Origin of the sequence: Streptomyces sp. NPDC021562 (assembly GCF_040640875.1) — a bacterium.
Lineage (GTDB): Bacteria > Actinomycetota > Actinomycetes > Streptomycetales > Streptomycetaceae > Streptomyces.
Genome location: NZ_JBFACN010000006.1, coordinates 344037 through 364668, shown reverse-complemented (window position 1 = coordinate 364668; position 20632 = coordinate 344037). Strand labels below are relative to the sequence as shown.

Sequence of the window (20632 nt, the reverse complement as noted above, 5' to 3'; positions counted from 1 at the left end):
CGTGGCCGCGGGTACGTCTCCGCCGTGCAGAACAAGCAGGTGGGCCAGGAGATCGGCCGTATCCCGGTCGACTCGATCTACTCGCCGGTGCTGAAAGTCACGTACAAGGTCGAGGCCACCCGTGTCGAGCAGCGCACCGACTTCGACAAGCTGATCGTCGATGTCGAGACCAAGCAGGCGATGCGTCCGCGTGACGCCATGGCGTCGGCCGGCAAGACCCTGGTCGAGCTGTTCGGTCTCGCCCGTGAGCTGAACATCGACGCCGAGGGCATCGACATGGGCCCGTCCCCGACGGACGCCGCCCTCGCCGCCGACCTGGCGCTGCCGATCGAGGAGCTGGAGCTCACGGTCCGCTCCTACAACTGCCTCAAGCGCGAGGGTGTCCACTCGGTGGGGGAACTTCTGGCGCGTTCGGAGGCGGACCTCCTGGACATCCGCAACTTCGGTGCGAAGTCCATCGACGAGGTCAAGGCGAAGCTGGCCGGCATGGGCCTGGCCCTGAAGGACAGCCCGCCCGGATTCGACCCCACGGCCGCTGCCGACGCCTTCGGCGCCGACGACGACGGCAGGAACGGTTTCATGGAGACCGAGCAGTACTGAGCACCGGGCGGGCGCGTGGCCTTCGCGGGGTGCCGGGCGTCGTTCACGTCGCCGTGTCGAAGGCCTGATCGGGTTCGACGTGCCTGCCCCGGGGCCGCGAAGGGTGCCGGCGCCGGTCGCGTACCGGCCGGAGCAGGACGTATGCGGTGGAGACGATGACGAAGCCCAGGCGGATCAGGCCGCGGGCCGCGTCGTCGGGGACGACGAAGACCGTGCCGTACAGGGTGATCAGGCCGATCCAGCTCCACCAGGGCACCAGTCGTCGCTGCCCGATCACGTCCCACAGCAGGGTGCCCAGCAGGACGGAGGCGGTGTAGTACGTGTAGACGCTGGGGTCCAGGGCGATCCGGGCGTTGGCGCCGAGGAGGACGACCGCGGGCCAGCGGCCCCGCCAGACCGCCACGCACCCCAGCGCCAGCCCCAGCGCGGCCTGCGCGGGCCGGTCCCAGGGAGGGGTCCGCGGATCGTCGACGCCCAGCCAGTGCAGCGCGGACGCGGGCTGGTTGGGGATGGTGAACTGGGCCGCGGTCAGCGACTGCGGGGCGTTGAGGAGGAACGGCAGCCAGGCGAGCGCGACCAGCGCCGCGCACCACAGTCCCGCGCGCAGCCACTGCCTCCTCGGCAGGGCCAGCAGCAGGGGCAGGAAGGTCAGCGCGGTCGGTTTCGAGTCCACGGCCAGGGCCAGCAGGGCGCCGGTCGCGGCGGGGTTGCCGCGGGTGAGGGCGTTCACGGCGAGGGCCGTGAAGAAGAGCGCCAGGACGTCGTCGAGGTGGCCGAACCGGACGGCGACCTCGATCCACATCGGGATGAAGGCCAGGCCCGCGATCAGCACCCGTTGGCGCAGCCGCCGGTGGTTGGTGCCGGTGCCCAGGAGCTGCCAGGCGGCGCTGCGCCCCGCCACCACCAGGATCAGCAGACCGAGCAGGGACATCAGGCCGGCGGCCAGTAACTGCCCGGTCGCCTCGGGCAGGGGGTCGAACAGGCCCGCCGCCAGGAAGCTGACCGGGCCCATCTGGAGTTCCGGGTGGTGCGCGTACAGGTTCAGGCCGCCGTCCGCCCTGCCCGAGCCCGCGTAGAGCAACTCGCCGCCCGTGCGCAGGTAGTGCCAGGAGAACCCGCCGTGCGGCTGGACCACCACGAACCACAGGGTGGTCCAGGCGGTGAGCAGCAGCAGGTGTGCCCGCTGGCTGATGGCCGACACGCTTTCTCACTTCCGGTTCTTGTCGCCTCGCTCGGTTTCCCCGCGTCATGCGCCCCTCTGTGAGATGGCCGGAAGGCAGGACAGGTTCTCGATGTGAGGTAAGAAGCGGCCGCGCACGAGGAGACCGAGGCCGTTCGACTGGAAGCCGGAGACGTTCGGCCCATGGCGGGGGCGGTGGCCGGGGACGAGGCTCGGATACGAGCGGTGAAGCCGCAGGACGGGGTCCGCTCCATCCGGCAGGGCCCTCCACGGAGCCCCGAGTCGCGGGCCGGATCGTGTCCCCCTCATCGTGCGGCGACGCCGGGACCGCGTCGCGTGCCCCGCACAGGTGGCCCGTACGAGGCGCGGCCATCCCTCTCGCACCTTTCCACGGCGCGAGAACAGGCAAGAAAGGTCCAGCCATGCACACTCAGCGCGCGAAGCGCCTCTTCGCGGCCGCCGCTGCCGGCGCCCTGCTGGCCGGCGGAGCCGCGATCGGCGCGGCCGGGACCGCGGTGGCGGCTCCGGCTCACGATTCCTCCTATTCCCACCACTTCAACCGTGACTGTGGCGACTGGTGGGGCAACGACTGCTACGGCGGTGACCACGGCGGCTACGGCGGTGACCACGGCGGTTACGGCGGTGATCACGGCGGTTACGGCGGCGACTACGGCGGTTACGGCGGTGACCACGGCGGTTACGGCGGTGACCACGGCGGCGGTGGTGACCACGGTGGCGGCGGCGACCACGGCGGTGGCGGAGGCCACGGCGGTCGTTGATCGGACGACACGGAACACGGTGTGCGGTGCCGGTGACACGGTCACGGTGCCGCACACCGCGCCGCGTCGGTCCCCGCGGCGGCAGGCCCTACGCTGATCCCCGTAGGCAGGCAGGCGCGGGGAAGGACGAGTGGAGATGACGCCCCTGAGCAGCGGCGACCCGCGCTCCATAGGCGGCTACACCCTTCTCGGCCGGCTCGGCGCGGGCGGCATGGGGGTCGTCTATCTGGGAGTCTCCGCCTCGGGACGCCAGGTCGCGGTCAAGCTCGTGCACGAGCCGTACGCCCAGGAGGACGAGTTCCGGACGCGCTTCCGGCAGGAGATCATGGCGGCGCGCAGAGTGAGCGGCGCCTTCACCGCGCCGGTCGTGGACGCCGACCCGGACGCCGACCGGCCGTGGATGGCGACGCTCTACGTGCCGGGGCTCACCCTCGCCCAAGTCGTCGAGCGGGACGGCCCGCTGGGCGGACCGGAGCTGCGGGCGCTGGGGCTGGGGCTCACCGAGGCGCTGCGCGACATCCACCGGGCGGGCCTGGTGCACCGGGACCTCAAGCCGGGCAACGTCATGATGACCGGGGACGGCCCCCGCGTCATCGACTTCGGCATCTCCCGGGCGGCCGACAACCAGCGCCTCACCACGACCGGGCAGATGATCGGCACCCCTCCCTTCATGTCGCCGGAGCAACTGTCCTCCCCCCGGGACGTCACCCCGGCCTCGGACGTGTTCTCGCTGGGGTCGCTGCTGGTGTTCGCGGCCGTCGGCACCGGGCCGTTCGACGCCGAGAGCCCGTACATCACCGGCTATCAGGTGGTGTTCGGGACCCCGGACCTCGGCGGGGTGCCCGAAGCGCTCCTGGGTGTCGTCGAGCGCTGCCTGGCCAAGGACCCCGCCGCACGGCCGGAACTGACGGACGTGCAGCGCATGCTCCAGGACCTACCGGAGTCCGGCGCCGCCTGGTCCCGCACAGCCCGGCCCGTGAAGCGCCGGGCCCGTTCCGCGGCGCAGGGCGCGGCCACCACCGTGCCCCGCACCGGCGGACGGCGCCGCACCCGGATGCTGCTCACCGGGCTGGGCGCCGCGCTGGGCGTCACCGTGCTCGGGGTCGCGGTGGCCGCCTTCGGATCGGACCCGCAGAGCACCGGGGCCTCCGCCGCCACCGCCCGTGCCGCGACGCTGCCCGACGGCTGGCGCCCGTGGCAGAAGCAGCTGCGGTACGACGTGCGGGGCGTCCCGCTCGACTACGGCGGCCCCGGATGCGTCACCGGCGAAGGCGCCCTGTTCTGCGGCGGTACCGGCTTCACGGTGGCCAGGATCGACCCGGCCTCCGGCCGCACCCTGTGGCGCAGCGGCACCCGCCCGCAGGGGGCGCAGCCAGTCGGCGTCCGCGGCGGCCTGGTCTACGTGTACGAGGAACCGGACGGCAGGACCAGGCGCGTGGTCGCCCTCGACGCAGGTACCGGGCACCGGCGTTGGCAACGCGACATCAGCCGCTCCGAGGACGCGGTCCTGTACGACGGCGGACTGCTGACCCTGTCCCCCGACCAGACGTCGTTCGTGGCCTACGGGCCCTCCGGCAAGGAGCTGTGGCGGGCGCCCTCGCTGGACGAGTACTGCACTCCGTCGGCGCTGGGCGGCGTCCCCTACGCGCTGTGCTCGCGGGGCACGGAACCCGGCCAGGCACCCGTCGAGCTGATGAGGACCGGGCCCGGCGGCCTGAGCGAGATCGCCACCCTGCCCGAGAAGGCGCAGGCGCTCGGCGCGGTCGGCGGGCAGCCGCTGTTCCTCGCCCCGGAGACCGCCGAGGACGTGTACGAGTCCGGGTACGAACGGCCGTACAACGCGCTGCTGCGGGTGGTTCCGGAGACCGGGCAGGTCAGGCGGACACCGCTGGCCCGTCCGCTGACCGGCGCGGCGACCCTCGTGGACGGCGTCGTCTACTTCGTCCGTTCCGACGGGTCGGTCACCGCGGTGTCGGCGGACAGCGGCAGGCAGCTCTGGCGGCGGGTGACGGACGTGGAGAGCCTGTCCGCGCCCGCGGTGTCGACGACGTACGAGCGGGTCTACTTCGCCAACCGCTTCGGCCGGCTGCTGGCTCTGGACCGCCGCACCGGGGCGGAGATCTGGCGCACCTCGGCGCTGGCCGACCCCGGGGACAAGGCGCAGGCCGATCCGCCGCGCGTGCTGCTGGTCGAGGACGCGATCGTGGCGATGGCCGGCGACACGGCCTTCTCCCGCAGCCCGGACGGGCCTGGCTGACGGGCCTGGCTGACGGGTGCGGCCGGCGGCCGGGCCGTCCGCCGGTCCGCCGCTCGTCACGTGCGGTATCGGCGTGCGAACGGGGTGCGTCCGTGCGGTGGGCCGTGCCGTGCGGGGGGTGATGTCGCCTTACGTCTTTGGTGTTATATGAGCGGTATGCACCCACTGCTCCGGCGGTTGTGGTCCCGGCACGGGATACGCAGCGTCGCCGGCCAGATGTTCGGTCTGCAGGTCGTGGTCGCCCTGGTTCTGGTGGCGGCGGCGGTCGCCGCGCTCCTGCTGGAGTCGCGCAGCGATGCCGAGCACGAGGCGCAGAAGCGCTCACTCGCCGTGGCGGCCTCCGTCGCCTCGGACCCGTCGGTGCGGCGGGCGCTGACGGACGGCGGTCGTCCGGGCGCCGCGCTCCAGCAGCAGGCCGAGGAGACCCGCAGGCTCTCCGGGGTGGACTTCGTCGTCGTGATGAGCCCCACCGGCATCCGCTACACCCACCCCGACCCCGCCCGGATCGGGCAGCACTTCATCGGCAGCGTCTCGGCGGCGCTGCACGGCGGCGTCGTCACCGAGACGACCGCCGGAACGCTGGGCCCCTCCGTGCGGACGGTGGTCCCCGTGACCGGCCCAGGGGGGAAGGTCGTCGGGCTGGTGGCCGCGGGCATCACCGTCCACCGGGTGACGCTGGCGGCCGGCCGGGAGATGCCGCTGGTCCTGACGGCCGCGGGCCTGGTGCTGACGGCGGCCACCGGGGGGAGCGCCCTCATCGGCAGGCGCCTGAGCCACCAGACCCACGGCCTCGGACCGGTGCAGATGACGCGCATGTACGAGCACCACGACGCCGTGCTGCACGCGGTCCGCGAAGGTGTCCTGATCGTCGACCCGCGGGGCCGGCTGCTCCTGGCCAACGACGAGGCCAGGCGGCTGCTCGGGCTCGGGGCCGACCTGGAGGGACGGCCCGTCACGGATCTCGGGCTCGACCGGGGTGCCGAGCAGCTGCTGCTGTCCGGGAGGGAGACCACCGACGAGGTGATCGAGGTCGGCGACCGGCTGCTGGCCGTCAGCCAGCGCCCCGCGGCCCCGGCGGAACCGGCCGGCTGGGTCGCCACCCTGCGGGACACGACCGAACTCAGCGCCCTGATGGGCCGGGTGGAGCTGGTCCAGGGCCGGCTCAGGCTGCTGTACGACGCCGGGATACGCATCGGCACCACCCTCGACGTGCACCGCACCGCCGAGGAGCTGGCGGAGTTCGCCGTGTCCGGGTTCGCCGACCATGTCACCGTCGACCTGACGGACGCCGTGCTGCGCGGCGAGGAACCCACGGCCCCGGACGCCGTGGAACTGCGCCGGGTCGCCCTGGGCGGTGCCCGGCCGGACATACCGTTCTACCCGGCCGGTGACCTCATCCGTTTCGGCGCCCCGACCCCGCAGGCGGCGTGCTTCGGTTCCGGGCAGCCGGCGCTGGAGGCCGACCTGGCGGCCTTCTCCGGCTGGCAGGCACAGGACGCGGACCGCGCCCGGCGGCTGGTGGCCCACGGCGTCCACTCCATGGTCACGGTGCCGCTGCGGGCCCGCGGCGTGATCCTCGGCGTGGTCACCTTCTGGCGTTCGAAGGACCCGGCGCCCTTCACCCACGAGGACCTCTCCGTGGCGGAGGAACTGGTCGCCCGTGCGGCGGTGAGCATCGACAACGCCCGCCGTTTCGCGCGGGAGCACGCCATGGCGGTCACGCTCCAGCGCAGCCTGCTGCCGCACGCCCTGCCGGAGCAGAACGCGGTGGAGGTGGCGCACCGCTACGTCCCGGCCGAGGCGTCTCTCGGCGGTGTCGGCGGCGACTGGTTCGACGTCGTCCCGCTGCCCGGCGCGCGGGTCGCCATCGTGGTGGGCGACGTCGTGGGGCACGGGCTGCACGCCGCCGCCACCATGGGCCAGCTGCGTACCGCCGTCCAGAACCTGTCCACGCTCGACCTGCCGCCCGACGAACTCCTCTGGCACCTGGACGAGCTGGTCACCCGCATCGACCAGGACCGGGAGGGGGACGGCGGGACCCCGACGCTCACCGGCGCCACCTGCCTGTACGCGATCTACGACCCGGTGTCCGGCCGGTGCACGATGGCCAGGGCGGGCCACCTGGAACCCGTCCTCGTGCACCCGGACGGCCACGCCCGGCTGTCCGGGGCGCCGGCCGGGCCGCCGCTGGGTCTGGGCGGGCTGCCGTACGAGAAGACGGAGGTGCTCCTGCCCGAGGGCAGCAGCATCGTGCTCTACACCGACGGTCTGGTGGAGGACCGGCGGCACGACATCGACGAGCGCATCGAGCGGCTCCGCCGTGCCGTCGAACCGGCGGGGCGCACGCCGGACCAGATGTGCCGGGCGGCGATGGACACCATGCTGCCCGGACCGCCGCGTGACGACGTGGCCCTGGTCGTGGCCCGTACCCGGCTGCTCGGCGACGAGCACACCGTGGCCTGGGAGGTGCCGTCCGACCCGTCGGCGGTGGCCGGGGTGCGGGCGGCGGCCGCCGGGGTCCTGCGGGACTGGGGTCTGGAGGAGGAGGTGTTCACCCTGGAGCTGATCCTCAGCGAGCTGGTCACCAACGCCATCCGGTACGCGAGCGGCCCCATCGGGGTCCGGCTGATCCACGACCGCAGCCTCATCTGCGAGGTCTCCGACGGCAGCAGTGTCTCCCCGCACCTGCGCCGGGCCACCTCCATGGAGGAAGGCGGCCGCGGTCTGTTCCTGGTGGCCCGGTTCGCCGACCGGTGGGGGACCCGCTACACCGCCGAGGGCAAGGTCATCTGGACCGAACAGCGCCTCGCCGCGGCACCCTGACGCGTGTGTCAGGGGCCGGTGGCGCCGGGGCTCTCCGGAAGGATGGGGAAGATCTGGTCGAGGCCGACCATCCTGAGCACGCGCAGGGTGTGGGCGGGGACGGCGGCGAGCGCGATGCCGGCCCCGGCGGCGTGCGCGTGGTTGCGGGCGGCGATCAGGGCGGTGATGCCGCTCGAGTCGCAGAACTCCATCCCGGCCAGGTCCACGACCAGGTCCTGGCCCGGTCGCAGGGGGAGGGCGGCGACCAGTTCGCCGAGGCGGGCGGCGGTGGCGTGGTCGAGTTCGCCGACGACTTCGAGTACCGGGCCCGCCGGGGTGTCGCGGGTGGTGAGGTGCAGAGGGCTCATTTCGTGTTCTTCGTGGTGGACGCGGCGGTGGGGACGCCGAGGGCGAGCAGGGCGGTGTCGTCGTCGAGTCCGTCGCCGAAGCCGTCCAGCAGGCCGGTCAGGGCCTGGACGACGGCGCCCGGGGACCGTCCGGCGTGGCCGGCGGCGAAGGCACGGAGCGCGTCGTCGCCGTAGAGGGAGCTGCGGTCCGCTCCGGTCCTGGCCTCGGTGACACCGTCGCTGTACAGGAGGAGGGTGTCCCCCGGCCGCAGGGTGGTGGTGGCGGTGGCGAAGTGCGCGGCCGGCACGATGCCGACCAGGAGGCCGCCGGGGGTGGGCAGGAAGTCGGCGGTGCCGTCCGCCCGCAGCACGAGGGCCGGGGGGTGGCCCCCGGAGGCGAGGGTGACAGTGGCCTGTCCGGTCGCGGGATCGGGCTCGGCGACGCCGAATATGGTGGTGCAGTAGCGCGGGTCGCCGCCCGTGTACCGCTCGTGGAGCACCTTGTTGAGGGTGGTCAGGGCGCTGACCGGGTCGGGGTCGTGCAGGGCGGCCGCGCGCAGGGTGTAGCGGGTCAGGGAGGTGACCGCGGCGGCCTGCGGGCCCTTGCCGCACACGTCGCCGAGGAAGAAGCCGAAGCGCTTGCCGTCCACGGGGAACAGGTCGTAGAAGTCGCCGCCGAGCCGGTCGGGGGAGGCGGCGCGGTAGTGGGCGGCCGCCTCCATGCCCGGCACCGGGGGCAGCGAGTCGGGCAGCAGCGACTGCTGGAGGACGGCGAGGGCGTCCTGCAGCCGGGCGCGGTCGGCCTCGGCCTGTTCGCGTGCCTCCTCCGCCGCGCGGCGGGCGCGCAGCAGTTCCTCCTCGTAGGCGCGGCGGTCCCGGGCGTCGAAGACGGTCGTACGGATCAGCTGGGGCAGGCCGTCCTCGCTGTGTTTGACCACGGACGACACCAGCACCGGCATCCGGGTGCCGCCGGGCTGCCTGAGCTCCAGGGCGATGCCGCCGATCTCGCCCCGCATCCGCAGCAGCGGCGCGAAGTGGGTCTCGTGGTAGAGCCGGCCGCCCACGGTCAGCAGGTCGGTGAAGCTCATCCGGCCCACCACCGCCTCCCGGTCCAGGCCGAGCCAGCCCAGCAGCGTGGCGTTGATCTTGGCGATGGTGCCGTCCATCAGCGTGGACAGGTATCCGCACGGGGCGTTCTCGTAGAGCTCCTCGGCGCTGTCCTCCAGCAGGGCGGCGAACGCGGCGTTCGCGGCCTGCCTGCCGTCCGCGTCCTGGGGGTCGGGCTGCTGCTGCCCGGCCCGGCACATCATCGCAGGCCTGCGAGGAAGGCGGTGATCGCCTGGTTGGTGGCCTCCGGTGCGGACAGGTGCGGGCAGTGCCCGGTGGCGTCGAGGGTGACCAGCGTCGACCCGGGGATCGCCCGGTGCACGAAGGCGCCCACCTCGCGGGGCGCGATGGCGTCCTGGGTGCACTCCAGTACCAGCGTCGGCACGCTCACGGTCTTCAGGTCGTCCCTGGAGTCCGAGAGGAACGTGGTCCGGGCGAAGACGCGCGCCATGTCCGGGTGGGTGGCGCAGAAGCTGTTGGCCAGCTCCTCCCCCAGCTCGGGGCGGTCCGGGTTGCCCATGATCACCGGTGCCATCGCCGTCGACCAGCCCAGGTAGTTCGACTCCAGCGAGGCCAGCAGCTCGTCGATGTCGTCGGCGGTGAAGCCGCCCCGGTAGCCGTCGTCGTCGATGTACCGCGGCGACGGGGCGACCATCACCAGCGCGCCGATGCGTTCCGGAGCCAGGCCGGCGGCCAGCACCCCGATCATGGCGCTGACGGAGTGCCCCACGAACACCGCGTCGCGCAGGTCGAGAGCCGCGCAGATCTCGGTGACGTCCTGGGCGTAGCCGTCCAGCGAGGAGTAGTGGTCCGCCGAGAACGCGGTCAGGTCGGAGCGGCCCGACCCCACGTAGTCGAAGAGCACCACCCGGTGGTCCTCGGCCAGGGCGGGCACCGTCAGCCGCCACATGTTCTGATCGCAGCCGAACCCGTGCGCGAGCACCACCGTCGGTCCCTGCGGGTTCCCGACGACCGTGACGTTGTTCCTGCGACCGACATCCATGACCCCACCCTCTCAGACTCCACGTCGTCCCCGGTGGGTGCCCCGTTTCCGCAGGGGCAGGCGGGGAACCCGCGACTTCACCGCGACAGCGGCACCGACGTCCAAGAGGAGGCATGTTCCATGACTGCCGGCGAGAAGGCCAAGGCGAAGACCGAGCAGGCCGAGGGGAAGACCAAGGAGACGCTGGGCAACGCCGTCGGCAACGACCGCATGGCCGCCGAGGGACAGGCGGAGAAGAGCAAGGGTGACGCTCGGGAGGCCAAGGAGAAGACCAAGGACGCGTTCAAGCACTGAGGTCTCCGCAGCCACACCCAGGGCCCTCCCGGAACGATCCGGGAGGGCCCTGTTGGTTGCTCCGGCACCGGCAGCCCCACCGGCCGCCCCCCCATGAACGAGGCGATTTCGGGTAAATGAGCTGAAGCGAAGGTAAGAGCCGCGACGACAGCGCACGGGAGGCGAGGAGGAGCAAGGACACGCAAGGCAAGGACGCCAAGGACGACCCACGGGAAGAGTTCTATGGTCACCCCGCTGAAGAACCGGGCATCGGACGAACAGGAACCCGCAGCGCCCCTGTGTTACAGCGTCGCCTGGGACGCGGCGGACGCATCGATCGCCGACGCCAGGGCCGCGGTGCGCACACTGCTGGCCCGGGCCGGCCACGACCCCGGCGACCGGCCGAGCCAGGACGCCCAGCTCGTCGTCAGTGAACTGGTCACCAACGCGCTGCGGCACGCGCCCGGCCCCGCGGCCCTGGCGCTGGAGGTGTCACCCGACGCGGACCTGCTGCGCATCACCGTGAGCGACAGCTCCCCCCGGCCGCCCGAACTGCCCGTCCACGACGCCCGCCGCGTCGGCGGACACGGACTGCACCTCGTCACCCGGCTGTGCGGCCCGCTGCACACCGTCCCGCAGGCGACCGGCAAAAAGGTCGTCGCCCAGCTCCGCCTGCGCGGGTCCGCGGCCTAGGGACGTCACCGGCGGGTGGGCCGGTCCGCGCCGGGGCGGCCGACCGTCAGCGGTGCCGGGCGGTACGGCACGTACGCCGCCCCGTCCAGGCCCAGTGCGGTGGCCGACCTCTGGAGCGCGGCCGGGGTCGCGGCGTCGTCCCAGCGGCCGGTGTCCACGCGGTGTTCGAGGGCGTGCAGGGCGGCCACCGTCTCGGCGGTGGTGAACGCGCAGTGGCCCTGGCGCTCGACGTACGCCTGCCGCAGCAACGCGCCGTCGCCGGCGGCTCGCACGCGGGCGGCGAAGCGGTTCTCCTGTTCCACCGGGACCAGGTTGTCGGCGGTGGTGTGGACGTCGAGCAGCGGCACCCCGAGCCCCTGGCCCGCGGAGGACGTGCGCTGCGCGGTACGGACCGCGGCGGGATCGGCGTCGTAGTGCGCGCCCTCGGTCAGCGTCCGCAGGTCGCCGTCGAGGGACAGCCCGGCCGCCCGGTACAGGGCGCGGACCTGCGGCGCGTGTGCGGAACCGGCGAGCAGCCGGGCGTAGTCGACGCCCCGGTTCCAGGAGTTGTCACCGCCGACGGACTGCTCGACGGCGTACCGGCCGCCCTCGACGAACGCCAGGATGCCCTGCGCGAACCAGTCGTACTGCTGCGCCTCCTGTCCCGCCCAGTCGGTCCCGGCGGGGCGGGTCTTTCCGGGCGACCAGGCGGGCAGGTTGAGGAAGGCGGCGGCGAGCGCGATCCGGGCGCGGCCCTGGGGCGTGCCCTGGGCGGCGGTGACGGCGGCGGTGAGCCGGTTCGCGGTGGCGGCCGCCTCGTCGGCGGAGCCGAACCGGACCAGCGGGACGTCCTGCGCGGGCAGCAGCAGCCGGGCGATGGTGTACTCGGCGTCCAGCTGGTAGTTGTCCAGGTCCGTGGCGCCCGCGACCAGGCCGCACAGGCCGAGGGCGCCGTCGAGGCGGCCGGCGCCGTCGCGGGCCAGCTGCGCGTTCACCAGGCCGCCCATGGACTGGCCCACGGCGATGGTCCGCCGGGGCTCGCCGATCTTCGCGGTGACGGCGTCGAGGGTGGCGAACTGGTCGCGTTCGGCGCTGTTCAGGGCCCACATCGAGCCGTGCGGGTCGTAGGACGAGCCCGCCAGCGCGTAGCCCTCGGCCAGCAGTTCCGTGCGGACGGCGTCGGTGGGGGCGTCCCTGGCGACGGTCGGCCCGAAGCCGTGGCTGAACAGCAGCAGGGTGCCGTTCCAGTGCTCGGGTACGTCCGCCGTCCAGGTGGCGCCGTCGGACAGGGTGCCGGTGAGGTTGCCGGCGGCCGGGGCGGCCGCCTCGGCGGCGGGCGCGGGCAGGGCGGTGAGGGTGGCGGTGGCCAGCGTGGCGAGGGTGGTGAGGGCGATGCGCAGCCGGGTGCGGACGGGCATGGAAGCGGCTCCTTGCGGGTGGGGGTGGGGAGCGGGTGCCGAGCCAGGACACCGAGGAATGTAGGGCTGATTTCTGACCGCCGTCAACGCATTGCACAACAATAGGGCGCAGTGAACCGCCGCCCCGTCCGGGTCCGGACGAGCGCCGCGCGGTCAAGGCCCCCCCGAGCCCTGACCGCGCGGACGACGTGGGTTACTGGCCGACCGGGTTCAGGTAGGTGCCGGGGTGGGTGGCGCCGTCCTGCTTGAGGATCTGGCCGCCGAACGGCCACTTCAGGGTGAAGTGCTTGGTCTCGTTGGGCGGGGTGACCAGGAACTTCGCCGGGACGAACTTCTTCTTCTGCGGCGTGGACCTGGCCACCGGGAGCAGGTTGACGCTGAAGTCCGTGGTGTCCCCGCGGCCCAGGGTGATCTTCGTGGGCCTCTTGGAGGAGCGCACCAGGGACCAGGTGCCGTCGGTCCGCTGGGCGCCGACCATGTCGACACCGGCGAAGCCGGACAGGGTGCAGGTGTGGTTGCTCTTGTTGGTGAACCAGATGAACGCCTGCGTCTGCTTCCCGGGCCGTCCCATCTCCGGCGTCGCGTCGCCCCCGGTGGCGAAGCCGGCCTTCAGGTCGGCGGTGTGGCAGCGCGGCGCGGCCTTGGCGGTGGCGGCCGAGGCCGGGACGGCGGCGACGGCGGTGCCGGCGGCGACGATCGCCGCAAGGGCCACGGCGGTCATTTTGGTCTTCATGGCGTGTTCGGTTCCCCTCGAATACGACTCGGTGCGCGAGGTCGGCGCGCACTCACGCACCTGTAGACGCGCGATGCCCGGCGGAGGTTCGGTGCGGGGACGACCTTTTCCGCCGCGTACGGTGGGGACATGGCGCCGCCTCTGCCCGGGCCGTTGGCCCACCTGGCCCCGCTGCTCACGCACTACGGCTACTGGGCCGTCGGTGCCGTGGTCCTCGTCGAGGACTTCGGGGTCCCGGCGCCGGGGGAGACCATCCTGATCGCCGCGGGGATCTACGCGGGCGCCGGGCAGCTGAACATCGTGGCCGTGGCGGTCATCGCCTTCGTGGCCGCCGTGGCCGGGGACAACATCGGCTACCTGATCGGCCACACAGGCGGCCGGGCCGTCGTGCACCGCTGGGGCCGGTACGTGTTCCTGACCCCGGAGCGCTTCCGGGCCGCCGAGGAGTTCTTCACCCGCCACGGCGGCAAGATCGTCGTCGTCGCCCGCTTCGTCGAGGGACTGCGTCAGGTCAACGGCATCATCGCGGGCACCAGCGGGATGCCCTGGCGCCGTTTCCTCGTCTTCAACTCCCTGGGCGCCGCGCTGTGGGTCGGCCTGTGGGCGAGCCTGTCCTACGCGGCGGGCACCCACATCACGGCCATCTACGACGAGATCGCCCGCTACCAGCGCTACGCCCTGGTCGCCCTCGGCGTCCTGGTCGCCGCGCTGGTCCTCCGGCACGTCCGGCGCCGCCGGCGCCGGAAGGGCGCCGGTGACCGGCTCACCGGAGGCCGAGACGGCTGAGGGCGGTGGTCCAGTCGGTGACGATCGCCTGCTGTGCGGCGGCGAGGGTGATCCGGCCGGCGCAGACCGCGGTGTGCAGCTTGGTCTCCACCGGGTCCTTCCTGTTGTTCACCCCTTGGCTGTCCTTGTGGCCGGGGTCGGCCGGTTCGACCCACAGGTTCCGCTCGTCGTTGGGGTCGCCGCCCAGCTGGAGGCTTATGAGGTGGTCGTACTCGGCCTCCGACATCTTGCCGGAGAAGCCGTACGAGACGGCGTTGAGCTTCTTCTCCTTGCCGGTGACGTACGCGGAGGGGCGTACACCGGAGGTGTAACCGCCCTTGCGGCATATCGTCGACTTGAGGTTCGCCTGGGTGACGGCGGGGGAGACGGCGCCGGGTGTGCACTTCGGGTCCTCCAGCGGCTCCCCGTGCTCGTAGCGGTAGTGGCACGAGCCGGGCGCCGGCTGCTGCTGCACGGTGTAGTGCCGCTGCGGGCCCGCGCCTTTCGCGAGGGCCGGCGCCGAGCCGGCCTTCCCCGGTGCCCCGGCCCCGGGGCTGCCGCTCCCGGACGGCGTCGAGGTGCCGAGCGAGGTGGATTTGCAGCCCGCCAGCAGGAGGCAGGCGAACACGACGGGCGGTACGAGACGGCGGGCAGAACGCATGACGACCCCTCAAGGGCAGGCGACGACTGAGGGGATACTCCCCTACCGGGTCCTGGCCCTACCGCCCGGGGCACCGCGTGAAGGACGCACCCGACGCACGGCGCGGACCACCCCCGGGCGGCGTGAGCCCCCGAGGAACCGGTCGCCGCCCGGAACCTGACGTCCCGTCACCCCGGTGGACCCGCTATTGCACAGCTGTGACAGCGAGCGCACAGCGCTGTCACCGGGTGCGGGGAGGCTTCTTGCATCGCAGCGTCATTCACATGCCTGGGGGAACCCTGATGTCCGCTCGTCGCCGTAGGACCACCAAAGCCGCCACCGTCACGGGCGTCGCCGCCCTGCTCGCCCTGTGCGGCGCGGCCGCCACCGCGACGGCCGCCCCGGCCGCCCGCGCGGTCACCGTGCCCAGGGGGCTCACCCTCAGCGACGGCACCCGGCACGTCCTGGTCGGCGGCAAGTCGATCGACTTCGGCACCACCGTCCGCGACCTGGCCTGGAACCCGAGCGGCAGCAAGGCCGCCTTCGTCGACGGCCACGGCGACCTCGTCGTCTCCGACCCCGACGGCAGCCACCGCGTCACGGTCGCCGTCAACCCGGGCGGGCAGACCTGGTCCCACCCCACCTGGCAGGTGACCGCCGCCGACCGGGCGAACCACATCCCCGCCAAGAACAACCTCATCTTCTCGGCGAAGATCCACGGCAGCACGGTCCTGGAAGGCATCAAGGCCACCAGCAACCACGGCAGGCCCGCGAAGATCAGCCTGAACGGCGACCCGGGCGACGGCGCCGTCCCCCAGACCGGCAACACCTGGCCGAACGTCGGCGGCGGCTACGGCACGTCCGTCTACGAGAACACCCGCACCGGCGAGGTGTACATCCGCGACGACTACCTGCGCCAGCAGGGCGGCGCGCTGACCAAGGGTTCCGAGCCCGCGCTCGCCCCCGACGAGGAAGAGGTCGTCTTCGTGCGCTCGGTGCACGGCCACGACCACCTCTTCGTCGAGGAGTTCGGCGGCTCCACGAACGTCGTCAAGGACGTCACCCCGGGCGCCACCACCGACTACACCGAGCCCGCCTGGTCGCCGAACGGCAAGACCATCGCCTTCCGCGCCCCGACCGGCACGTACACCGTCACGAAGACCGCCCACGGCTTCGGCAGGCCCGTCAAGGTCTCGAACCACACCGGCCTGCCCGCCTACCGCGGCTGACCGCCCCCGCCCAACCGGCCGCCGGAGCGGGCCAGTTCGGCCTGGAGCTCCGGCAGGTGCTGGTCGGCCGTGTCGTGCGGCAGGTACTCGACCACATCCAGGAAACGGAACAGGACCTGGGTCCTGGTGACGGCGAACTCGTAGTCGCCGTACCCCACCACGGCACCCATCTCCCCCCGTACGGCGCCCCGGACGACATGCGCGGTCATGTCGTCCGGGTGCTGTGCCGTCAGCCCCCGGCGCGCGTTGGGGCGCGCCAGGTACGGGCAGACCATCGAGGCGTAGAGCATGCAGGCGCGGTGCCCCGGAGCCTCCAGGGTCGCCGCCATGTTGCGGTACGGCCGTCCGGCGGCGAGCGCCTCGCGGATCGCCGAGCTCTCCGCGGCGCCGACCACCCGCCACACCGGCCCTCTGGGGATCAGGGTGTTGCAGACCGAACACAGCCGCTGCCGCGCGCACTCGGCGCTGCGCCCGTAGTCGGTGAGCGCGAACTGGGGCTCGTCGCCCTCCCACGGGGTGATGGCGGGCACCGGGTACCCGCGGCTGTCACGGGGCCGGGCCTCGACGGCCGCCGGCATGGGCACGGAATCGAATCGCACACCCCATGGTGGACCAGACGGCCCCCGCGCCGCGACGGTTGCCGGGAGTGCGTCAGCCGGCCGGGCAGCCGAACCAGTTCACCGTGGAGTGGTCGACGGTGTAGCCCAGGCACCTGACGGTCCTGTCGTGCAGGGTCTCGGTGCGCTCGACCGCACCGGTCTGGTAGTCCGTCCGGTAGTGCGGCTGGACGAGGGTGTCGATCTCGACGGTGTACCAGCGGCGCTTCTCCTCCGGCAGGCTGCAGCTGTGGCCGGTGATGTTGCGGCTGGGGCCCTGGTCCTTCCAGACGGGCCGTTCGGCGCGGTCGCAGTGGGCCTCCGCGGCACGGGCGCCCGCGGGTCCGGCACCGGTGCCGACCAGAGCCGTCATGCCGGTGGCCACCGCGGCGGTGACGCCGAGCAGGCGCTTGAGGGTGGGGTTCATCGAGTGGTCCTCCTGCCGACTGGGGTGACGGTCCGAAGTCGCCGGTCACCGTAGTGTGATCGTCACATCTGTCGGGCGGTCCGGCGCGTCGGCCGGACGCGCGCTCGTCCGACCCGGTGACGGCATCCCGTGGCCAGGTAAAGGGTTCGGCATCGTCGGTTCAACGGTCTTGATATGCGCATGACCTCTTCGATGGGATGCGCGAGACCATCCTCGGTTCACCAAGCAGGGGGATCCATGCACATAGCCCTTACCGGGCGGGGCGTCGCGGCTGCCACGTCCGTCGCCGCCCTCGCGGTCACCGCACTGGCGACCGTCGCCCCGGCCGCCGCACCGCACACCCTCGCGGTGCCGGCCGCCGTCGGGCACACCCTGGTCCACGGCGTGAGCGACCCGCTCTCCAGCGCCCAGTGCCAGGCCAAGTGGCACATCAACTGCTACGGGCCGCTCCAGTACCGCACCGCCTACGACCTCAACCCTCTGTACCGCAAGGGGATCACGGGCAAGGGACGCACGATCGTCATCGTCGACTCGTACGGTTCCCCGACCGTGCAGCACGACCTCGACGTGTACAGCAAGCAGTACGGGCTGCCCAGCACCAAGGTGAAGGTGGTCAAGTGGGGGCACGTGCCCGCCTTCGACCCCAAGAACTCCGACATGACCGGGTGGGCGGGCGAGACCACCCTGGACGTCGAGATGGCGCACGCGGTGGCGCCCGCCGCCAAGATCGTGCTGGTGGAGACGGCGGTCTCCGAGACCGAGGGCACCACCGGTCTGCCGGAGATGATGAGCGCCGAGAAGTACCTGATCGACCACGGCGTCGGCGACGTCATCAGCCAGAGCTTCGGCGCCACCGAGAACACCTTCCCCGGCTTCGACAAGGGGAACTTCTCCAGCATCAAGAACCTGCGGTACGCCTTCCAGGACGCGAACCGCAAGCACGTCACCGTGCTGGCCGCCTCCGGCGACGGCGGCGCCACCGACCTCCAGACGGACGGTAAGACGTACTACAAGAAGCGCGTCAACTCCTGGCCGTCCTCCGACCCGTTGGTCACCTCGATCGGCGGCACCCAGCTGCACCTGAACGACAAGGGCCAGCGCGTCAAGCCGGACAGCGTCTACAACGACTACGGCTCGGGCGGCGGCGGCCAGTCCCACGTGTTCACCCGCCCGTCCTTCCAGAACGGCGTGAAGAAGGTCGTCGGCACCCGCCGCGGCACCCCGGACATCTCGATGGCCGCCGCGGTCAACGGCGGCGCCTGGATCTACTCCAGCTACGACCCGACCGCCGTCGGCTGGGACGTCACCGGCGGCACCAGCGAGGCCACCCCGCTCTTCGCGGGCATCGTCGCCCTCGCCGACCAGGCGGCCGGCCACCGGGTGGGCAACATCCAGCAGGCCCTGTACCGCCTCGCCGCCCACGCCAGGGCGAACGGCATCGTCGACGTCAACGACGGCACCGACAACTCCTACCAGGGCGTGACCGGTTACCGGGCGGTCAACGGCTACGACCTCGCCACCGGCGTCGGCACCGTCGACGCCCTGCGCTTCGTCCCGGCCCTCGCGAAGGCGAGCCGCCACGGCTGACGAGCCTCGCGGTGTGCGGACGGCGGCCCGGGTTCCGTACCCGGGCCGCCGTCCGGCCGTGCGGGGCCTGGCAGGTCACGTCGGTTCCGGCTGGAGCTCCGGTCGTGGCACGGGCACGGGCTTGGGGTCCCACTGGGCGACGGTCCGTACGAAGCCGTAGACCACCGAGGCCATCGCCAGCAGGAGCAGCGGCCCGGCCAGCCACGGGTGCTCGGCCATCGGCAACGGCAGCCAGCGGTAGGCGGCCAGCAGTGCGACGAAGACTGCCGTGCCGTAGGCCACCAGCCGCAGCCCCGCCCGGTCCCAGCCGCGGTCGAAGGTGCGCAGCGCCGCCTCGACGGTCAGCGCGAACACCACGCCGGCGACGAGGTCGGCGCCGTAGTGGTAGCCGAACCCCAGCGTCGCGGTGAGCGTGGCGACCAGCCAGAACGCCCCCGCCCAGCGCAGCGCCCGCGGGCCGCGGCGGGAGTGCACGAAGATCGTGACGGCCCAGGCCGTGTGCAGGCTGGGCATGCAGTTGCGCGGGGTGACCCCGTCGAACCCCATGGGGTGCGGGGGAGCCACCGGCGGCGGGGTGCCCGGCCACAGGTCGGCCACCTCGAAGTGGCCGCCCGAGGGCGGTGTGGCCTCCGGCCACAGGCTGAGCGACGACCAGTGCTCGACGCCGGTGCCGTACGCGAAGACCGGCCCGACCACCGGGAAGATCATGTAGACGGCCGGTCCGAGGAGGCCGATCGCGAGGAACGTGCGCACCAGGTGGTGGCGCGGGAAGCGGCGTTCGGACGCCACGTTCCGCAGCTGGTACAGCGCGACGACGACCGCGGCCACGGCGAGCTGGCTGTAGACGACGTCGAGGAGGTTGTAGCCGACCGCGCCGGTGGCCGTGACCAGCCGGCCCACCAGCCAGGACGGGTTGCCCAGCGCGTGGTCGGCGGTCGCCACGTACTGGTCGAGCACCGTGGGCCGGGTCCTGGAGGTGATGATGAGCCAGATGTCCCCGGTCTTGCGGCCGGTCACCAGCAGCAGACCCAGCCCCACCCCCTTGAGCAGCAGGACGCGTTCCGGTCCGGTCCGGCGGGTGACGGCGAGGACCCCGATGCCGAGGATCACCCACAGCGCGCCGTTGCCGAACGGGTGGCCCTCGGTCACCTCGGTGCCGGAGGCCCAGCGGACCACCCAGAACACGAGGTCGATCCCGATCGCCGCGCCCAGTGCGACGAACCGCTGCCGCCAGGTGAGCACCGTCATCGTCAACGCCATGCCGGCGTACAGCAGGAAGCCCGATTTCGGGGCGAACACCACCTCCCGTGCCTGGTTGGTGAGCGGCCCCGGCAGGCCGTGACGGCGCGCGAAGAGTTCCAGCGCCACGAGGAACCCGAGGGCCACGACACCCGCCACGGCCCAGGGTCTCGCCGTGCCCGTGCTGTTCGTCCGCGAAGAAAACTGCCTAGGTATGTGTCTCAATTTTCTGTCGCTGCCACCTTCCGGTCGCGATCCGTTCTCCCCCGGGCCAGGGACCAGCTTGCCCGAGAGGAGAAGACGGCTGGACCGCGCCCCGGGTTGTCCCGCTGCCCGATCGGCGGCCCGGGGCGATAGTGGAGGCATGCTTCCCGGCGCCGGCGGTTCCCGCGTGGTGATCGTGATGGGGGTGTCCGGGTCCGGTAAGTCCACCGTGGGAGCCGGACTCGCGGAGCTGCTCGGTGTCCCGTTCCTGGAGGGCGACGACCTCCACCCCGCGGCGAACCTCGCCAAGATGGCGTCCGGACACCCGCTGGACGACGCCGACCGGCGGCCCTGGCTGGCGGCGATCACGCGGTGGATCCGGGCCACCGCGGCGAGTGGACACGGCGGTGTCGTCTCCTGCTCCGCGCTCCGGCGCGCGTACCGCGACGGGTTCCGGCGTACCGGGGCGGACGTGTGGTTCCTGTACCTGCACCTCGACCGGGAGGTGGCGGTGGCCCGCCTGGCCCGGCGCACGGGTCACTTCATGCCGCCCGGGCTGCTCGACTCCCAGTACGCCACGCTGGATCCGCTGCACCCCGACGAGCCGGGCGCCACCGTCGACGTCAACGACGCGGAGAGCCCGGCGGACGTCCTGGCGGCCGCCGTACGGGCGGTGCGGGCCGGGTCCGGGCCGACGAGCCGGGGCGGGAGCACCGGCTTACGCTGAGCGAGGGGGTGCGTTCGGGTGACTCGCACGCCGGAAGGGGCGCCCCG

20 protein-coding genes are annotated in these 20632 nt (G+C 72.8%); 10 read left to right on the top strand and 10 right to left on the bottom strand.

What is annotated here, in order from left to right; all coding sequences use genetic code 11:
* On the top strand, positions 1–600 hold a 600-nt coding region (locus tag AB0G52_RS12490; protein ID WP_361336201.1), incomplete at its 5' end, for a DNA-directed RNA polymerase subunit alpha C-terminal domain-containing protein.
* A 43-nt stretch (positions 601–643) separates the two neighbouring features.
* On the opposite strand, the gene AB0G52_RS12485 is transcribed toward AB0G52_RS12490, so the two are convergent.
* Positions 644–1801 (bottom strand): hypothetical protein, encoded by a 1158-nt coding sequence (locus AB0G52_RS12485; RefSeq protein WP_361336199.1) that lies wholly within the window; start codon positions 1799–1801, stop codon positions 644–646.
* 401 nt (positions 1802–2202) lie between these two features.
* On the opposite strand from AB0G52_RS12485, the gene AB0G52_RS12480 reads away from it, so the two are divergent.
* The 3 genes from AB0G52_RS12480 to AB0G52_RS12470 all read left to right on the top strand — a co-directional run bounded on the left by AB0G52_RS12480 (position 2203) and on the right by AB0G52_RS12470 (position 7639).
* Positions 2203–2559 carry a hypothetical protein gene (locus AB0G52_RS12480; protein ID WP_361336197.1) on the top strand — a complete coding sequence of 119 codons (357 nt, stop codon included), beginning with the start codon at positions 2203–2205 and terminating at the stop codon, positions 2557–2559.
* A gap of 136 nt (positions 2560–2695) precedes the next feature.
* Positions 2696–4816 carry a PQQ-binding-like beta-propeller repeat protein gene (locus tag AB0G52_RS12475; RefSeq protein WP_361336195.1) on the top strand — a complete coding sequence of 707 codons (2121 nt, stop codon included), beginning with the start codon at positions 2696–2698 and terminating at the stop codon, positions 4814–4816.
* A 156-nt stretch (positions 4817–4972) separates the two neighbouring features.
* Positions 4973–7639 carry a SpoIIE family protein phosphatase gene (locus tag AB0G52_RS12470; RefSeq protein ID WP_361336193.1) on the top strand — a complete coding sequence of 889 codons (2667 nt, stop codon included), beginning with the start codon at positions 4973–4975 and terminating at the stop codon, positions 7637–7639.
* 8 nt (positions 7640–7647) lie between these two features.
* Here the strand turns inward: AB0G52_RS12470 and AB0G52_RS12465 are convergent, their stop codons facing one another.
* The 3 genes from AB0G52_RS12465 to AB0G52_RS12455 are packed head-to-tail and all read right to left on the bottom strand — an operon-like array spanning position 7648 to position 10075.
* Complete coding sequence (locus tag AB0G52_RS12465; RefSeq protein ID WP_132889638.1) at positions 7648–7986, bottom strand: STAS domain-containing protein; 339 nt, start codon at positions 7984–7986, stop codon at positions 7648–7650.
* Positions 7983–9272 (bottom strand): SpoIIE family protein phosphatase, encoded by a 1290-nt coding sequence (locus tag AB0G52_RS12460; protein ID WP_361336232.1) that lies wholly within the window; start codon positions 9270–9272, stop codon positions 7983–7985. The genes AB0G52_RS12465 and AB0G52_RS12460 overlap by 4 nt, the downstream gene beginning before the upstream one ends.
* The gene (locus AB0G52_RS12455; RefSeq protein ID WP_361336191.1) at positions 9272–10075 is read right to left on the bottom strand and encodes an alpha/beta hydrolase; all 804 of its coding nucleotides are present in this window, start codon (positions 10073–10075) and stop codon (positions 9272–9274) included. Before AB0G52_RS12455 ends, AB0G52_RS12460 begins: the two co-directional genes overlap by 1 nt.
* Positions 10076–10195: 120 nt before the next feature.
* On the opposite strand from AB0G52_RS12455, the gene AB0G52_RS12450 reads away from it, so the two are divergent.
* Positions 10196–10369, top strand: coding sequence for a CsbD family protein (locus AB0G52_RS12450; RefSeq protein WP_132889636.1), 174 nt, complete (start codon positions 10196–10198; stop codon positions 10367–10369).
* 222 nt (positions 10370–10591) lie between these two features.
* Positions 10592–11041: an ATP-binding protein gene (locus tag AB0G52_RS12445; protein ID WP_132889635.1), complete on the top strand. Its 450-nt coding sequence runs from the start codon at positions 10592–10594 to the stop codon at positions 11039–11041.
* Positions 11042–11046: 5 nt separating this feature from the next.
* On the opposite strand, the gene AB0G52_RS12440 is transcribed toward AB0G52_RS12445, so the two are convergent.
* Together AB0G52_RS12440 and AB0G52_RS12435 are read right to left on the bottom strand one after the other, a co-directional pair.
* Positions 11047–12438 (bottom strand): alpha/beta hydrolase, encoded by a 1392-nt coding sequence (locus tag AB0G52_RS12440; protein WP_132889634.1) that lies wholly within the window; start codon positions 12436–12438, stop codon positions 11047–11049.
* Between the two features lie 193 nt (positions 12439–12631).
* Positions 12632–13171, bottom strand: a complete 540-nt coding sequence (locus AB0G52_RS12435) for a DUF4232 domain-containing protein (RefSeq protein WP_361336188.1) — start codon at positions 13169–13171, stop codon at positions 12632–12634.
* A 129-nt stretch (positions 13172–13300) separates the two neighbouring features.
* On the opposite strand from AB0G52_RS12435, the gene AB0G52_RS12430 reads away from it, so the two are divergent.
* A complete protein-coding gene (locus AB0G52_RS12430) occupies positions 13301–13957 on the top strand; it encodes a DedA family protein (protein WP_132889632.1) in 657 nt (218 codons plus the stop codon).
* Here the strand turns inward: AB0G52_RS12430 and AB0G52_RS12425 are convergent.
* Complete coding sequence (locus AB0G52_RS12425) at positions 13935–14597, bottom strand: hypothetical protein (protein WP_361336186.1); 663 nt, start codon at positions 14595–14597, stop codon at positions 13935–13937. The genes AB0G52_RS12430 and AB0G52_RS12425 overlap by 23 nt on opposite strands.
* Before the next feature lie 281 nt (positions 14598–14878).
* Here AB0G52_RS12425 and AB0G52_RS12420 point away from each other — a divergent pair, with 281 nt between their 5' ends.
* On the top strand, positions 14879–15805 hold the full coding sequence (locus AB0G52_RS12420; RefSeq protein ID WP_361336184.1) for a hypothetical protein: 927 nt from the start codon (positions 14879–14881) through the stop codon (positions 15803–15805).
* On the opposite strand, the gene AB0G52_RS12415 is transcribed toward AB0G52_RS12420, so the two are convergent.
* Both AB0G52_RS12415 and AB0G52_RS12410 read right to left on the bottom strand, forming a co-directional pair.
* The gene (locus tag AB0G52_RS12415) at positions 15793–16383 is read right to left on the bottom strand and encodes a hypothetical protein (protein WP_361336230.1); all 591 of its coding nucleotides are present in this window, start codon (positions 16381–16383) and stop codon (positions 15793–15795) included. The two genes, AB0G52_RS12420 and AB0G52_RS12415, sit on opposite strands and share 13 nt — an antisense overlap.
* Positions 16384–16456: 73 nt before the next feature.
* Complete coding sequence (locus tag AB0G52_RS12410) at positions 16457–16828, bottom strand: hypothetical protein (protein WP_132889629.1); 372 nt, start codon at positions 16826–16828, stop codon at positions 16457–16459.
* A 237-nt stretch (positions 16829–17065) separates the two neighbouring features.
* On the opposite strand from AB0G52_RS12410, the gene AB0G52_RS12405 reads away from it, so the two are divergent.
* Positions 17066–18415, top strand: coding sequence for a S53 family peptidase (locus AB0G52_RS12405; RefSeq protein ID WP_361336182.1), 1350 nt, complete (start codon positions 17066–17068; stop codon positions 18413–18415).
* Positions 18416–18490: 75 nt separating this feature from the next.
* Here the strand turns inward: AB0G52_RS12405 and AB0G52_RS12400 are convergent, their stop codons facing one another.
* Positions 18491–19813: a phosphatase PAP2 family protein gene (locus AB0G52_RS12400; protein ID WP_361336180.1), complete on the bottom strand. Its 1323-nt coding sequence runs from the start codon at positions 19811–19813 to the stop codon at positions 18491–18493.
* Between the two features lie 205 nt (positions 19814–20018).
* Between AB0G52_RS12400 and AB0G52_RS12395 the strand changes: the two genes are divergently transcribed.
* Entirely contained in the window at positions 20019–20585 is a 567-nt protein-coding gene (locus tag AB0G52_RS12395; RefSeq protein WP_132889626.1) for a gluconokinase, read from the top strand.
* Positions 20586–20632 lie beyond the last annotated feature (47 nt).